Origin of the sequence: Pseudomonas peradeniyensis, from assembly GCF_014268935.2 — a bacterium.
Taxonomy (GTDB): domain Bacteria; phylum Pseudomonadota; class Gammaproteobacteria; order Pseudomonadales; family Pseudomonadaceae; genus Aquipseudomonas; species Aquipseudomonas peradeniyensis.
Genome location: NZ_JABWRJ020000001.1, coordinates 299,425 through 314,359, shown reverse-complemented (window position 1 = coordinate 314,359; position 14,935 = coordinate 299,425). Strand labels below are relative to the sequence as shown.

Here is a 14,935-nt window from a genome sequence, read left to right as displayed (position 1 = left end):
GGGGCAAGCCCGCTCCCAAAAGTTCTCGTTGGTTCGTATGAGCGGGCTTGCTCCGCGACGAGGCCCGCGAACCTTCAGGATGACCCAAGGTCGAAACATCAACTTCCCATGTAGTACCCCCTCCATGAAGTCGCGCCTCGCCGCCCTGCTCCTGCTGTTCTGCGCCAGCCTCGCCCAGGCCGCCCCCACCGTGCTGCAGCGCCCCATCGACCTGGACACCGGCCAAGGCGTGCTGCATGGCAGTCTGCTGCTGCCGCAACAAGCCACCCCGCCGCCGGTGGTGTTGATCATTGCCGGCTCCGGCCCTACCGACCGCGATGGCAACAATCCCGCCTCCGGTCGCATCGACAACCTCAAGCGCCTGGCCCTGCTGCTGGCCGGCGAGCACATCGCCAGCGTGCGCTTCGACAAGCGCGGCGTGGCCGCCAGCCAGCCGGCCACCCCCGACGAACGCGACCTCAGCGTCGAGCGCTATGTCGCCGATGTGGTGGCCTGGGGGCGCGCGTTGCGCCAGGACCCGCGCTTCGGCCCGCTGATCCTGGTCGGCCACAGCGAAGGCGCGCTGATCGCCAGCCTCGCCGCCGAACAGGCCGGCGCCAGCGCGGTGATCACCTTGGCCGGCAGCGGCCGGCCGGTGGCCGACGTGCTGCGTGAACAACTGGCCCAACGCCTGCCCCCCGCGCAACTGGCCGGTGGCGTGGCGCTGATCGACCGCTTGCAGGCCGGGCAGACCAGCCTCGACGTGCCCGCCCCGCTGCGCCAGGTATTTCGCCCCAGCGTGCAGCCGTACCTGATCACCCTGCTGCACCAGGACCCGGCGGCCGCATTCGCCCGGCTCAAGGTGCCCGCGCTGATCGTCCAGGGCCGCAACGACATCCAGGTCGAGGTGGCCGACGCCGAGCGCCTCAAGGCGGCCAAGCCCGACGCCCAGTTGGCGCTGATCGACGGCATGAACCACATGCTGCGCATCAGCCCGCGGGAGATGGACCTGCAGCGGGACAGCTACCGCAATCCCGAGCTGCCGTTGGCCCGTGAGCTGGGGGAGCGCATCGTCCTGTTCATCCACGGGCTGCCGCAGGCCTGAAAGTACCCTCAGGTATTGACCAGGCCTGCCGATAACGCGGCTAAGAAGGCAGTGATCCGGGGGCATGCGCGCCCCGATCGCGGGCAAGCCCACATCTGCGATGTCCTTGCAGGTACCGGCACCCGGCCGCTGTGCACCTGAGGATTCCCTGATGACCGATGCCCCCGCCGCCGAGGCGACCGAAGAACAAGCCCCGGAAAGCGCCCCGCTGCCCTGGGCGGACCTTGCCGCCGAGCACTTCCAGTTGCTGCGCCTGGCGCCGCTGCCGACCGACCGCAACAGCGGCGCCCGCCCGCTGCGTTTCGTCCAGTTCGGCTACGCCGAGCGCCACGACAAGGCCCACAGCCTGCTGCGCATGGAAATCCGCCTGCCGGGGCAGAAAGTGCGCAAGGAACAGAACCAGCTGGATATCCGCGTTGACCACGAAGCGCGCACGGTACGTATCGGCGACGCGGCTGGCCTGCAGCTGGAGCCGCTGAACCGTGGCCTTGGCCGCTACCTGCTGGCGCAGGCGGTGCAGTGGCTGCAGCAGCGTTGCTCGCACTACCGGGTCGAGGGCATGAGCCTGCCGAACAAGGACGCCCTGAACGAAGACACCCGCCTGCGCCGCGACCATGTGCTGAGCAGCGTCGGCCTGGCGGTGGAGTACACCGACGGCCAGTTGCTCAAGGGCCGCGTGGTGGAAACGCCGGTGGGCCAGCTCAAGGGCGGCTGGAACACCGAGAAGGTGCAGCGGGTGGACAACCTCGAGGCCGCCGGCATGCTGCAGCAGGCCGAGCAGAACCTGATGGAGAAGGAAGCCCAGCTGCGCGAGCGTGACGAGCGGGTAGCCAAGTACCGCCGCGAGGACAGCGGCCTGCGCTTCACCATCACCTGCCTGGTGGCGTTCGCGGTGTTCCAGGCCGGGTTGCTGATCTGGATCGCCACTCGCTGACCTGCCCTACGCGATCCGTGTAGGAGCGACCTTGCCGAGGCGTCGGACCGGTCGGAAAGGGCCGCAAAGCGGCCCCAGCAATCTTTGCATCAACACTGAAATCCTGGGGCTGCTATGCAGCCCTTTCCGACCGGTCCGACGCCTCGGCAAGGCCGCTCCTACAGGGGCGGTGTGAATCCTTCAGACCCGCGCCTTGAACAGCTCCTGATGCTGCCGGCACTGCTCTGCCGTCAGCATGAACACCCCGTGACCACCGCGCTCGAACTCCAGCCAGGCGAAGTCCACCTCGGGATAGAGCGACTCGACGTGCACCTGGCTGTTGCCCACCTCGACGATCATCAGGCCCTTGTCGGTCAAGTGGTCGGCCGCCTCGGCCAGCATGCGCCGCACCAGATCCAGGCCGTCGTTGCCGCAGGCCAGGCCCAGCTCGGGCTCGTGGTGGTACTCAGCCGGCATGTCGCCGAAATCCTCGGCATCGACATACGGCGGGTTGGACAGGATCAGGTCGAAGCGCTGCCCCGGCAGGCCAGCGAAACCATCGCCCTGCACGGTGTACACCCGCTCATCGAGGCCATGGCGCTCGATGTTCTGGTTGGCCACCTCCAGCGCGTCGAAGGACAGGTCGGCCAGCACCACCTCGGCGTCCTGGAACACCTCGGCGGCAACGATGCCGATGCAGCCTGAGCCGGTGCACAGGTCGAGGATGCGCGCAGGCTCTGCAGCCAGCCACGGCTCGAAGCGTTTCTCGATCAACTCGCCGATGGGCGAGCGCGGTACCAGCACCCGCTCGTCGACGATGAACGACATGCCGCAGAACCAGGCCTCTCCCAGCAGGTAGGCGGTGGGCACGCGCTCTTCGATGCGGCGCTTGAGCAGGTGCTGCAGGCGTACCGTTTCGTCATCCTCCAGCGCGCAGTCCAGGTAGCTGTCGGCCACCTCCCAGGGCAGGTGCACCGCGCCGAGCACCAGCAGACGGGCTTCGTCCCAGGCGTTGTCGGCACCATGGCCGAAGAACAGCTCGTGTTCATGGAAGCGGCTGACCGCCCAGCGGATATGGTCGCGCAGGGTGCGCAGGCGGGATGTGATCACGGGGTACTCCTTTTCAGACAGGACAAAAGTCTAACAGCCCACACCGCACATTTGTTTCCTCCGATAGCCAAACCGATAGCCACAAGCCAGCAACCACGCTGTCTGCACTGTCAACCATTCACATTGACGTCAAGGCAAGGGAGAATAGGTATACAAAAGCCCTACCCAAGGAGCCCTTGATGTCCGTTCCAACCACGATGTTCCGCCTCACTGGCCGCGACTACCCGCCGGCCAAGCTGGGCCAAGCCAGCCTGATCGTCATCGACGCGCAGAAGGAGTACCTGAGCGGTCCGCTGGCGCTGTCGGGCATGGACGAGGCCGTGGCGAACATTGCCAGGTTGCTCGATGCCGCCCGCAAGGCCGGCCGTCCGATCATCCACGTGCGCCACCTCGGCACCGTCGGCGGTCGCTTCGACCCCCAGGGCCCGGCGGGCGAGTTCATCCCGGGCCTGGAGCCACTGGCCGGTGAAACCATCATCGACAAGCGCATGCCCAACGCCTTCAAGAACACCAAGCTGCACGAGACGCTGCAGGCCTTCGGCCCGCTGGACCTGATCGTCTGCGGTTTCATGAGCCACTCCAGCGTCAGCACCACCGTGCGCCGCGCCAAGGACTATGGTTATCGCTGCACCCTGGTGGAGGACGCCTCGGCAACCCGTGACCTGGCCCTGAAGGACACCGTGATCCCTGCCGCGCAGATCCACCAGTGCGAAATGGCCGTGATGGCCGACAACTTCGCCTGCGTCGCCCCCACCGCCAGCCTGGTCTGAGCCACGACCGCCCGGCGGACGGGCGGAACCCCAAGGTGACCCGCAGGTCGAAATCCGGATCAGCTCTATCAGATCCTGAGGAATTCGAATGAAGCTCAAAGGCAGTTTCGATGCCAAGCGCCTGCGCCAGCGCGAGCCGAGCAACTGGGGCGCGCGGGTTGCCGCCGCCCTTTCCGTGCTGCTGGCCACCCTGGGCATACTGCTCGCCATGGCCGGTTTCGCCGGCCTGCTGGGCAATTACGCCGCGCTGGCCGAGCTCAATGCCAACCGCCCGCTGTCGGCGATTCTCGTCGTGGTCGGGTTGTTGCTGCTGTGGATCGGCGTGCGCGCCTGGCGACGCAGCCGCATCCGCCTGCGCCGTGGCCGCGAGTTGAACCTGTCGCCGCACCTGATGAAGAAGCACGACTGACAGATTTACACGTCCCCGTGTAGGAGCGGCCTTGTGCCGCGAAAGGGGTGCGAAGCGCCCCCAGATCTTCGCATCAAGCTGATATCGCCGGGGCCGCTATGCGACCCTTTCGCGGCACGAGGCCGCCCCTACACAAACCGCGCGCAGCTCAGGGCTTCACTCCGACGCACAGTCGCGTAAACTACGCCGCCCACGTGGAGGCACCATGCAAGACGACGACTTTTCCCTCTTCCGCAGCCAAGTGCAGGGCGTCAAGCCGATCAAGCACGACCGCGCCGAAGTCGGCAAACCCAAGGCCGACCGCAAGCAGCTGGCCGGCCTGCGCCAGGCGGCGACCATCCGCAGCGACCAGCCGCTGGTGATCGACGGCCTGTCCGACCAGTTCGTCATCGACGTCGGCGCCGAGGACGAACTGATGTGGCGCCGCGACGGCGTCCAGGAAACCCAGATCCGCAAGCTCAAGCTCGGCCAGATCGCCTTCGAGGGCAGCCTCGACCTGCACGGCATGAGCGTCGAGAAGGCCCGCGAGACACTGTGGGACTTCATCGCCGAGGCGACCAGGCTCGAAGTACGCTGCGTGCGCGTCACCCACGGCAAGGCCGCGCGCCTGGACGGCAAGCGCCCGATGATCAAGAGCCACGTCAACACCTGGCTGCGCCAGCACCCGCAGGTACTCGGCTTCGCCTCGTGCCAGGCCCGCCACGGCGGCACCGGCGCGGTGTACGTGATGCTCAAGCGAACCATGCTCGAAGGCCGCGACGAGTGACATCGCGCTTGCAGCGCCGCCGCCGTCGCCGTACCCTTCGTCTTTGCGAAATTTTCCACAGGTAGATCCATGTCCCTGGAACAGAACTACACCGCGATCCTCAGCCAGATCGGCGAGGACGTCTCCCGCGAGGGCCTGCTCGACACGCCCAAGCGGGCCGCAAAGGCCATGAAGTACCTTTGCCGCGGTTATGAGCAAACCCTGGAAGAAGTGACCAACGGCGCGTTGTTCACCTCCGACAATAGCGAAATGGTGCTGGTCCGGGATATCGAGCTGTACTCGATGTGCGAACACCACATGCTGCCGTTCATCGGCAAGGCCCATGTGGCCTACCTGCCCAAGGGCAAGGTGCTGGGCCTGTCCAAGGTGGCGCGGATCGTCGACATGTACGCCCGTCGCCTGCAGATCCAGGAAAACCTCAGCCGCCAGATCGCCGAGGCCGTCCAGCAGGTGACCGGCGCCGCGGGCGTGGCGGTGGTCATCGAGGCCAAGCACATGTGCATGATGATGCGCGGTGTCGAAAAGCAGAACTCGACCATGCTCACCTCGGTGATGCTCGGCGAGTTCCGCGACAACGCCTCCACCCGCAGCGAGTTCCTCAGCCTGATCAAGTGATCGGCCTGTGTCCCGAGCCGACCCCATGGGGTCGGCTTTTTCATTTCAGGAGTTGCCCATGATCGTCAAAGCCCTGCGGGTCGGCCTCGGCCAGCTAATCGTGTTCGGCGACTGGATCAGCCGCCCGGCGAAAAAGCAGCGCGATGCCGCGGCCCAGGCCCAGGTCGAGCAGCAGGCCAAGGGCCTGGCGCTGTACCAGTTCCACGCCTGCCCGTTCTGCGTGAAGACCCGCCGCACCCTGCACCGCCTTAACGTGCCGGTGGCGCTGCGCGATGCCAAGAACGACGCCCAGCACCGCCAGGCGCTGCTCGAAGGCGGCGGCCGGGTGAAGGTGCCGTGCCTGCGGATCGAGGAGGACGGCAAGGTGACCTGGATGTACGAGTCCAAGGACATCATTGCCTATCTGGACAAACGCTTCGCGGCGGTGTGACAGATCGCCATCGCGGGGCAAGCCCGCTCCCACGCAGACCCGCCCCCACGGGTGCTGGCTTGCGTGGGAGCGGGCTTGACCCGCGATGAGGCCGGTCAATCCACCATCGGCACATGCCGTGGATGGCTGGCCACCCGCGCCAGCCAGGCCTGCACGGCCGGGTAACCCGCCAGGTCGAAACCGCCCTGATGCGCCACATGGGTATAGGCGTACAACGCCACATCGGCAATCGAGTATTGCTCACCGACCAGGTAAGGCGTCATTTCCAGCTGCTTGTTCATCACCTTGAGCGCCTTGTAGCCGCCCTTGTGCAGCCCCTTGTATTCCTCCAGCCGGTCCTGCGGCAAGCCCAGGTAGAACTGGATGAAGCGCGCCACGGCAATGTACGGCTCGTGGCTGTACTGCTCGAAGAACTGCCACTGCAGCACCTGGGTGCGCAGGCGTGGCTCGCTGGGCAGGAACTCACTGCCATCGGCCAGGTAGTTGAGAATCGCGTTGGACTCCCACAGGCAGGTGCCGTCCTCGAGCTTGAGCACCGGCACCTTGCCGTTGGGGTTCATGGCCAGGAACTCGGGGGTTTCGGTCTCACCCTTGAGAATATCCACCGGGTGCCACTCATACGGACGGTCGAGCAGGCTCAGCATCAGCTTGACCTTGTAGCAGTTGCCCGACTGGTAATCCCCATACACCTTGTACATCGCCCCTCCCCTTTTTACGCAGTTGCGCAGTAATACCCCATAGTTGGCGACTGTACGGCTAAATGCAATGCCTGCTGTATGGCAAGGATCACGCCATTGCACGGTAGCCTGAAAAAACTGCTTACACCTGTACAAGGAATTCCCCATGACCGATGCCACCTCCGCGCGCCTGCGGCCGCTGGCGGACAGCTCCCCGTCGGCGATCGTCGCCGGCTTCATCGCCATGCTCACCGGCTATACCAGCTCGCTGGTACTGATGTTCCAGGCCGGCCAGGCCGCCGGCCTGACCAGCGCGCAGATCTCGTCGTGGATCTGGGCCCTGTCGATCGGCATGGCGGTGTGCAGCATCGGCCTGTCGCTGCGCTACCGTACCCCGGTCACCGTGGCCTGGTCGACACCCGGCGCGGCGCTGCTGATCACCAGCCTCGGCGGCGTCACCTACGGCGAGGCCATCGGTGCCTATATCACCTGCGCCGTGCTGGTGCTGATATGCGGTCTGACCGGCAGTTTCGAGCGCCTGGTGCGGCGCATCCCCACCTCGCTCGCCTCGGCCCTGCTGGCCGGCATCCTGTTCAAGATCGGCAGCGAGATCTTCGTCGCCGCCCAGCATCGCACGGTGCTGGTGCTGGGGATGTTCTTCAGCTACCTGCTGGTCAAGCGCCTGTCGCCGCGCTACTGCGTGCTGGCCGCGCTGCTGGTCGGCACGGCGCTGTCCGGCGCCCTGGGGCTGCTGGACTTCAGCGGCTTCCAGCTGGAGATCGCCACCCCGGTATGGACCACGCCGAGCTTCTCGCTGGCGGCAACCATCAGCATCGGCATCCCGCTGTTCGTGGTGGCCATGACCTCGCAGAACATGCCCGGCGTCGCCGTGCTGCGCGCCGACGGCTACCAGGTGCCGGCCTCGCCGCTGATCTCGGCCACCGGGTTCGCCTCGCTGCTGCTGGCGCCGTTCGGCTCCCACGGCATCAACCTGGCGGCGATCAGCGCAGCGATCTGCACCGGACCCCATGCCCATGAAGACCCGGCCAAGCGCTACACAGCGGCGGTCTGGTGCGGGATCTTCTACGGCATCGCCGGCACCTTCGGCGCGACCCTGGCGGCGCTGTTCGGCGCCCTGCCCAAGGAACTGGTGCTGTCGATCGCCGCCCTGGCGCTGTTCGGCTCGATCATGAACGGCCTGAGCGTGGCCATGGGCGAGGCACGCGAGCGCGAGGCGGCGCTGATCACCTTCATGGTCACGGCGTCGGGGTTCACCCTGTTCTCGATCGGCTCGGCGTTCTGGGGGATCGTGGCGGGAGTGCTGACCTTGCTGATCCTCAGTCCGCGCAGGGGCTGACAACGCTATCGCGGGGCAAGCCCGCTCCCACGCCCAGACCCTGTGAGCGGGCATGCTCGGGAGCGGGCTTGCCCCGCGATAGGGCCGCCACAGCCAATCACAGGCGAAAGTGCCCCACCATCCCCTTCAGGTCACTGCCCAACTGCGCCAACTCGACGCTTGAACGGGCATTGTCCTGCATCGCCAGCGCCGCCTGGTCGGCACTGCCACGGATCTGCGTGACGCTACGGCTGATCTCCTCGGCCACCGAGCTCTGTTGCTCGGCCGCCGCGGCGATCTGCTGATTCATCTGCTGGATCAACGACACTGCCGCAGCGATGCTGCCCAGGGCGCTCTCGGTCTGCAGCGTGTCGGCCACCGCCAGGCGCACCAGCTCGGTGCTGCCGCGAATCTGCGTCACCGACTGCTGGGCATTGCCGCGCAGGCTGGCGACCAGCCGCTCGATCTCCTCGGTGGACTGCCGGGTGCGCCGGGCCAGGGCACGCACCTCGTCGGCCACCACGGCGAAGCCACGGCCCTGCTCGCCAGCGCGGGCCGCCTCGATCGCCGCGTTGAGCGCCAGCAAGTTGGTCTGTTCGGCCACGCTCTTGATCACCTCGAGCACGTCACCGATGGTATGGATCTCGGCGCTGAGGCTGTCGATACCGCTGCTGGCGGTCTCGGCCGCCACCGCCAGCTGCTCGATGCGCTGCATGCTCTGGCGCACCACCTGCTGCCCCGACTCGACCTTGTCGTCGGCATCCTGGGCCGCCTGGGCCGCCTGCTCGGCGTTGCGCGCCACATCGTGAACCGTCGCGGTCATCTGCTGCATGGCGGTGGCCACCTGCTCGGTCTCATCCTTCTGGCTACCGACTTCGCGGTTGGTCTGCTCGGTGACCGCCGACAAGGCCTGGGCGCTGCCGGCCAGCTGATCGATGCCCTGCTGCAGGCCACTGACGATACCGGACAGTCCCTCGGCCATCTGCTGCATGGCCTGCAGCAGCTGACCGACCTCGTCGGCACGCGGCTGCTCGGCCTCGATACCCAGTTCACCCGCGGCAATACGCCGGGCACGGCTGATCACCCGCTTGAGCGGCGCGACCACGGCACGGGTGATCAACCAGGCCGCCAGTACGCCCACCAGCAGTGCCAGGGCCGTGGCCACGGCGATGGCCACGGTGTTGCGCGCCAGCTCCGCCTGCATGGCCTGCTCCTGGACGACGTAGGCCTGGTCGACCCGCGTGGTGACTTGCTCGGCCCGGGCCTGCAGCTGGTCCTTGATCCCCCGCTCCTGGCCCAGCAGGTCGGTGTACTCGTTGAGCTTCTCGGAGAAACTGGCGATATGCCCGGCCACTTCGCCCAGCACGCTCTGGTAGCCGGCGTCGGTCACCGCCGACTTGAGCTGCTCCACCAGGCTGGCCGCCTCCACTGTCTGGGCGATGCGCCCCTCGGCAACGGCCTCGCCGCCCTTGCGGCTCTGCTCCAGGCGCACCCGGGCCTCGTCCATGGCCTGCAGCATCAGCCGCGACACCTGCGCCACCTGCCCGGCCTGCTCGAGGAACTCGCTGCCTTGCTGGCCCTGGGACTGCTTGAGGGTATAGGTGCCGTCATCGGCCAGACCGGCCTGCAGCACATCGAGGTTGTTGGCCACGCTCGACACCGACCAACTGGCCATGTCCAGCGCCAGCTCCTTGGCCTGCACCGCCTGGACGAACTGGTCGAAGGCCTGCCCGTAGGCGTTAAGGTCGGCCTCGGCCCAAGACAGCGCCGGCACCGCGCGGGCCCGCTCCACCAGCCCCTGCTGGCCAACGCGCAGGGCATCGGCCTCCTTGATGTCCGAACGCAGGGCGAAGGCCTGTTCGTGCTGGCGCAGCTTCAACAGGTCGGTATTGAACTGGGCCATCTGCCGCAGCCCCTCGAAGCGCTGGCCGACATTGGCCAGGGCGTACACACCGATGGCGGCCACCACCAGGGTGAGCAGCAACACCAGGGCAAAACCCAGGCCCAGCTTGCGCGCCATGCCCAGGTTGGCCAATACACCGTGCTTGGTCGCCGTCATCACCGCCCTCCTCGCCTTTGGTCCTCTGCCAACGGCAAGAGTGACAATGGCGCCGACCTCGTCACAAGGGCCGCGTGCGCGAATGGTGTCATTTAGCTATGAGCGTGTCGCTTTCAGACCGCCAAAGGTCGCCCCGCATGCCGGAAGAACGCCTGGGCCCGGGAATCCTGCCCATAGGCGACATTGATCCGCAGCCAGTCACTGGCCCGCCCCTGCGGATCGAAGGCGCTGCCCGGGGTGAGCAGTACCGCATGCTCCAGCGCCAGCCGCTCCAGCTCGGCGAAGTCGCGCCCGGGCACCCGGGCCCAGACGAACATGCCGCCGACCGGCTCGCAGAACACCTCCCAGCCGCAGGCCTCCAATTGCCCCAGCGTCCTGGCCCGGTGCTGCCCCAGGCGCAGCCGCAGGCGCTGCACACTCTTGCGGTAGCCGCCATTGGCGAGCATCTGCCCGACCACCTGCTCGGCGAAGCGCGAGGTGCCGATGCCGGCCACCATCTTCAGTTCGGCCAGGCGGGCGATCAACGGCGGGTCGGCCACCAGGTAGCCGACCCGCAACGAACTGCTAAGGGTCTTGGAGAAGCTGCCCAGGTAGATCACCCGCTGCTCGCTGTCGAGGGTCGCCAGGCGCGTGGCCGGGCCGTCCTGGAAGTCCGCGTACAGGTCGTCCTCGATGATCCGCAGGTCATGCTCGCGGGCCAGTTCCAGCAGGCGGTAGGCGACCTTGGGCGTAAGGCAGGTGCCGGTCGGGTTCTGGTACAGGCTGTTGATGAACAGGCAACGGGGCTGGTGCTCGGCCAGCAACTGCTCGAGCACCACCAGGTCCGGGCCAGTGGCGATGCGCGGCACCTCGAGCATGCGTACACCGTGCAGGCGCAGCAAGTTGTACAGGTTGTAGTAGCCGGGGCGCTCCACCAGCACCGTGTCGCCCGGTTTGAGCAAGGTCCGCACCAGCAGGTCGAGGGCATGGCTGGCGCCCTGGGTAGTGACGATCCGCTCCGGCTCGGCGGCGATGTCCAGCCGCGCCAAACCCTTGTGCAGTTGCAGGCGCAGGCTGGCCAGGCCCTGGGGCGGGCAGTAGTCGAACAGCGCCTCGGGCGCGCCGCGGCTGACCTGACGGATGGCCTGGGCCAGCTCGGCTTCGGCGCGCCAGGCCACCGGCAGCCAACCACAGCCAAGCTTGAGCAATTGTTCATGCCCTTCGCGAAACTGCCGCCAACTGCCGTCGATCGCCTCGCCCCAGGGCTCGCCGGGGTCGGGCCGCAGGCCCGGTTTGCGCTCGGCGACGAAGAAGCCCGCGCCATGTCGCGCCTCCAGCCAGCCGTTGGCCGCCAGGCGGTCGTAGGCCTCGATCACACACGAGGCGCTAACCGACTGCGCCTTGGCCAGCGCGCGGATCGACGGCAGGCGCGCACCGGGGCGCAGGCGCTGCTGTTCGATCCAGGCCTGCAGGTGCTCGGTCAGTTGCTGGACCAGGGGGATGGGAAGGTCACGATCAAGATGAAAATGCATGGCAAGTGTTCGCTGTTTTCAGGCAAACAGTTAAGCATAAATGCCCCGCGAGTGTGCCTTGGCGAGCGCCTCTGCCAAGGCCGATGCTGCCAGTCACTGTCACTGCCTTGCGGATCCGTACCGATGTCCACTCGCCATGCCCCAGCCTTGCTGGCTTTCGCCCTGTGCCTGATCACCCTGGCGGTGAACCTGCAGGCCCCGCTGTACATCACCTACGCCGACCTGTCCGGGCAAGGCGCGGCGGCAACCGCCGTGGCCTTCTCCGGCTATGTGCTCGGCGTGCTGCCGGTGCTGCTGGCCCTCGGCGGGCTGGCCGATCGGGTAGGTCGGCGCCCGCTGATCCTGGTCGCGCTGGCCCTGTCGATGGTCGCCACGCTGCTCATGCTGCTGGCGCCGAGCCTGCAGATGCTGGGCCTGGCGCGCCTGTTCCTGGGGCTGGGCACAGGCCTTGCCTCGGCCACCGCCACCGCCTACATGAGCGAACTGATGGCGCCGGATGCCAGTGGCCGCGCCGCCACCTGGGTCACCGCCAGCACGTCGCTCGGTTTCGGCCTGGGCGCGGCACTGACCAGCCTGTTCCTGCTAAGCGGGGCGACCCTCACCCCCGGCAGCTTCCACCTGCAACTGGCGCTGGCCGCCGTCGCTCTGCTGCTGGTCTGGCGCCTGCCCGACCCTCGCCCGGCGCAGCGCAGCGCCATGCTGCGCCTGCCCTGCTACCCCGCCGGCAGCCTGGCCTATGGCCTGGCGATCCTGCTGGCCTGGGCCTGTGTCGGGTTGGTCATTGCCCTGCTGCCTGGGATTCTGCGCCAGCACGGGCTGAGCGCCTGGTCGGGGTTTTCGACCTTCTGCGTGATCAGTTGCGGCTTGCTGTTCCAGCCGCTGGCCCGGCGCCTGGCCAGTGCCCAGGCGACCTTGCTGGGGCTGCTGATCCTGCCGTGCAGCTACGCGCTGCTGGCCTGGGGGGCCGACAGTGGCAATCTGCTGGGTGTGCTGTTGGGCGCAGTGGCAGCGAGCAGCGCCTGCTATGGCTTCATCTACCTGGGTGGCTTGGCGGCGGTGAATGAACTGGCCGGCAGCGAGAAGACCCGGGCCAGTGCCGGGTTCTTCCTGCTCGCCTACCTGGGGTTCAGCCTGCCAGTGATCTTTACCGGGCTGCTCAGTGACCGGCTGGGCTCGCGACTGGCGCTGATCGCCTTCGGCGGCGTGTTGCTGCTCGGCTGCACAGCCGTGGCACTGGTCCTTTGGATAACCTCAGTCAAATCGCCAACGCGCCGCCATCGACAGTCAGGCTGTGCCCCGTCGTGAACGCCGCGCCATCGCTGCACAGGTACAACACCGCGCTGGCGATCTCCTCGACCTTGCCGATGCGCCCGACCGGATGCATCGCCGCGGCGAACTCGGCCTTGCGCGGATCGGCCTCGTAGGCACGGCGGAACATGTCGGTGTCGATCACCGCCGGGCACACCGCGTTGACCCGGATGCCCTTCTTCGCATACTCGATGGCCGCCGACTTGGTCAGGCCGATCACCGCATGCTTGGACGCCGCATAGATACTCATCTTCGGCGCCGCCGACAGGCCAGCCACCGAGGCGGTGTTGACGATGGCGCCGCCGCCCTGGGCCAGCAACAGCGGTAGCTGGTACTTCATGCACAGCCACACACCTTTGACGTTGACCCCCATGATCGCATCGAACTCCGCCTCGCTGCCCTCGGCCAGGCGTCCCTTCTCAATCTCGATACCGGCGTTGTTGAAGGCATAGTCGAGCCGGCCATAGGCCGTGATGACCTGCTCGTGCAGCTGGCGCACGTCGTCGTCGCGGGTGACGTCGCAGGCGACGAACAGCGCCTCGCCACCAGACTGGCGAATCAGCGCCACGGTGGCTTCACCGCCGGTCGCGTCACGGTCGGCCACCACCACCTTGAGCCCCTCGGCGGCAAATGCCTGGGCCGTCGCCCGGCCGATGCCCGCTGCGCCACCGGTGACCAGGGCAACCTGGCCGGAGAAAGTCATGCTCATCACTGGCTCCTGCAAAAGGATGGAAAGTCGTGGCTGAGTCTAGTCAGGGCACCGCCGGGCTGGGCAGCATCATCAAGGGCACGGTTGGACTACTATCGTTCGCGGTGATCTTGCGTGACGCGGCCCATTCAACCCGCCGATCATCAGCCCCTCACACTCGTTCAGGAGAACTCGCCATGCCCCACACCAACCGCCGTTTCCTGCTGACCCGACGCCCGGTCGGCGCCGTGCGTCGTGACGACTTCACCTACGAGCAGGTACCCGCCACCGAGCCGGGCGAAGGCCAGGTACTGGTGAAGAACCTCTACCTGTCGCTGGATCCGGCCATGCGCGGCTGGATGAACGAAGGCAAGTCATACATCCCACCCGTGGGCCTGGGCCAGGTCATGCGCGCCCTCGGCGTCGGCGAGGTGGTCAGCTCCATGCACCCGGACTACAAGCCCGGCGACCATGTCAGCGGTGCCCTTGGCGTACAGGACTACTTCACCGGCGAACCCCAGGGCCTGCACCGGATCGACCCGCGCCTGGCGCCCCTGCCCCGCTACCTGTCCGCCCTGGGCATGACCGGCATGACCGCCTACTTCGCCCTGCTCGATGTCGGCCAGCCCAAGGCCGGCGAAACCGTGGTGATCTCCGGCGCCGCCGGGGCGGTCGGCAGCATTGCCGGGCAGATCGCCAAGCTCAAGGGCTGCCGCGTGGTGGGCATCGCCGGTGGCGCGCAGAAGTGCCAGTACCTGCTGGATGAGCTGGGCTTCGACGGGGTCATCGACTACAAGGCCGAGGATGTGCTCGCCGGTCTCAAGCGTGAATGCGCCAATGGCGTGGATGTGTACTTCGACAACGTCGGCGGCGAGATCCTCGATGCCGTGCTGTCGCGCCTGAACTTCAAGGCCCGGGTGGTGATCTGCGGCGCCATCAGCCAGTACAACAACAAGGAAGCGGTCAAGGGCCCGGCCAACTACCTGTCGCTGCTGGTCAACCGTGCGCGCATGGAAGGCTTCGTGGTGATGGACTACGTCAAGGAGTACGGCAAGGCCGCGCAGGAAATGGCCGGCTGGCTGGCCAGCGGCAAGGTGAAGAGCAAGGAAGATGTGGTGGAGGGGCTGGAGACCTTCCCCGAGACGCTGCTCAAGCTGTTCAGCGGGGAGAATTTCGGCAAGCTGGTGTTGAAGGTCTGAGATCAGCAGCCAGGCGCTTTGTGGGAGCGGGCTTGCCCCGCGATGGCGATTGCCTGGGCT

15 protein-coding genes and 1 pseudogene are annotated in these 14,935 nt (G+C 67.0%); 10 read left to right on the top strand and 6 right to left on the bottom strand.

The features are described 5' to 3' along the window. Positions 1-124 precede the first annotated feature (124 nt). Together HU751_RS01350 and HU751_RS01345 are read left to right on the top strand one after the other, a co-directional pair. Complete coding sequence (locus HU751_RS01350) at positions 125-1,084, top strand: alpha/beta hydrolase (protein WP_186733717.1); 960 nt, start codon at positions 125-127, stop codon at positions 1,082-1,084. 151 nt (positions 1,085-1,235) lie between these two features. Continuing rightward, entirely contained in the window at positions 1,236-2,018 is a 783-nt protein-coding gene (locus HU751_RS01345; RefSeq protein ID WP_186712823.1) for a hypothetical protein, read from the top strand. A 180-nt stretch (positions 2,019-2,198) separates the two neighbouring features. Here HU751_RS01345 and prmB read toward each other — a convergent pair whose 3' ends face one another. Beyond that, the gene (gene prmB, locus HU751_RS01340) at positions 2,199-3,107 is read right to left on the bottom strand and encodes a 50S ribosomal protein L3 N(5)-glutamine methyltransferase (protein ID WP_028691769.1); all 909 of its coding nucleotides are present in this window, start codon (positions 3,105-3,107) and stop codon (positions 2,199-2,201) included. 179 nt (positions 3,108-3,286) lie between these two features. Here prmB and HU751_RS01335 point away from each other — a divergent pair, with 179 nt between their 5' ends. The 5 genes from HU751_RS01335 (at position 3,287) to HU751_RS01315 (ending at position 6,097) form a co-directional block, all read left to right on the top strand. Beyond that, on the top strand, positions 3,287-3,877 hold the full coding sequence (locus HU751_RS01335; RefSeq protein WP_050704637.1) for a cysteine hydrolase family protein: 591 nt from the start codon (positions 3,287-3,289) through the stop codon (positions 3,875-3,877). A gap of 88 nt (positions 3,878-3,965) precedes the next feature. Next, positions 3,966-4,286 (top strand): hypothetical protein, encoded by a 321-nt coding sequence (locus HU751_RS01330; RefSeq protein ID WP_186733718.1) that lies wholly within the window; start codon positions 3,966-3,968, stop codon positions 4,284-4,286. Positions 4,287-4,491: 205 nt separating this feature from the next. Further along, the gene (locus HU751_RS01325) at positions 4,492-5,052 is read left to right on the top strand and encodes a Smr/MutS family protein (RefSeq protein WP_186733719.1); all 561 of its coding nucleotides are present in this window, start codon (positions 4,492-4,494) and stop codon (positions 5,050-5,052) included. A 69-nt stretch (positions 5,053-5,121) separates the two neighbouring features. Then, positions 5,122-5,667, top strand: coding sequence for a GTP cyclohydrolase I FolE (folE, locus tag HU751_RS01320; protein ID WP_110736603.1), 546 nt, complete (start codon positions 5,122-5,124; stop codon positions 5,665-5,667). A gap of 58 nt (positions 5,668-5,725) precedes the next feature. Beyond that, positions 5,726-6,097, top strand: coding sequence for a glutathione S-transferase N-terminal domain-containing protein (locus tag HU751_RS01315; protein WP_186712821.1), 372 nt, complete (start codon positions 5,726-5,728; stop codon positions 6,095-6,097). A gap of 95 nt (positions 6,098-6,192) precedes the next feature. On the opposite strand, the gene HU751_RS01310 is transcribed toward HU751_RS01315, so the two are convergent. Further along, positions 6,193-6,795: a glutathione S-transferase family protein gene (locus HU751_RS01310; RefSeq protein ID WP_110736600.1), complete on the bottom strand. Its 603-nt coding sequence runs from the start codon at positions 6,793-6,795 to the stop codon at positions 6,193-6,195. 145 nt (positions 6,796-6,940) lie between these two features. Here HU751_RS01310 and HU751_RS01305 point away from each other — a divergent pair, with 145 nt between their 5' ends. Next, positions 6,941-8,131: a benzoate/H(+) symporter BenE family transporter gene (locus HU751_RS01305; protein ID WP_186733720.1), complete on the top strand. Its 1,191-nt coding sequence runs from the start codon at positions 6,941-6,943 to the stop codon at positions 8,129-8,131. A gap of 97 nt (positions 8,132-8,228) precedes the next feature. Here HU751_RS01305 and HU751_RS27165 read toward each other — a convergent pair whose 3' ends face one another. The 3 genes and pseudogenes from HU751_RS27165 to HU751_RS01295 all read right to left on the bottom strand — a co-directional run bounded on the left by HU751_RS27165 (position 8,229) and on the right by HU751_RS01295 (position 11,680). Beyond that, entirely contained in the window at positions 8,229-9,092 is an 864-nt protein-coding gene (locus HU751_RS27165) for a methyl-accepting chemotaxis protein (protein WP_437181040.1), read from the bottom strand. Then, positions 9,087-9,314: pseudogene (locus HU751_RS27160) on the bottom strand (HAMP domain-containing protein); the annotation flags it as partial. The pseudogene HU751_RS27160 and the gene HU751_RS27165, both read right to left, overlap by 6 nt. Before the next feature lie 968 nt (positions 9,315-10,282). Continuing rightward, positions 10,283-11,680: an aminotransferase-like domain-containing protein gene (locus HU751_RS01295; protein WP_186733722.1), complete on the bottom strand. Its 1,398-nt coding sequence runs from the start codon at positions 11,678-11,680 to the stop codon at positions 10,283-10,285. A gap of 123 nt (positions 11,681-11,803) precedes the next feature. On the opposite strand from HU751_RS01295, the gene HU751_RS01290 reads away from it, so the two are divergent. Then, positions 11,804-12,985: an MFS transporter gene (locus HU751_RS01290; RefSeq protein ID WP_186733723.1), complete on the top strand. Its 1,182-nt coding sequence runs from the start codon at positions 11,804-11,806 to the stop codon at positions 12,983-12,985. On the opposite strand, the gene HU751_RS01285 is transcribed toward HU751_RS01290, so the two are convergent. Then, on the bottom strand, positions 12,936-13,697 hold the full coding sequence (locus tag HU751_RS01285; protein ID WP_186733724.1) for an SDR family oxidoreductase: 762 nt from the start codon (positions 13,695-13,697) through the stop codon (positions 12,936-12,938). The two genes, HU751_RS01290 and HU751_RS01285, sit on opposite strands and share 50 nt — an antisense overlap. Positions 13,698-13,873: 176 nt before the next feature. On the opposite strand from HU751_RS01285, the gene HU751_RS01280 reads away from it, so the two are divergent. Beyond that, a complete protein-coding gene (locus HU751_RS01280; RefSeq protein ID WP_186733725.1) occupies positions 13,874-14,875 on the top strand; it encodes an NADP-dependent oxidoreductase in 1,002 nt (333 codons plus the stop codon). Positions 14,876-14,935 lie beyond the last annotated feature (60 nt).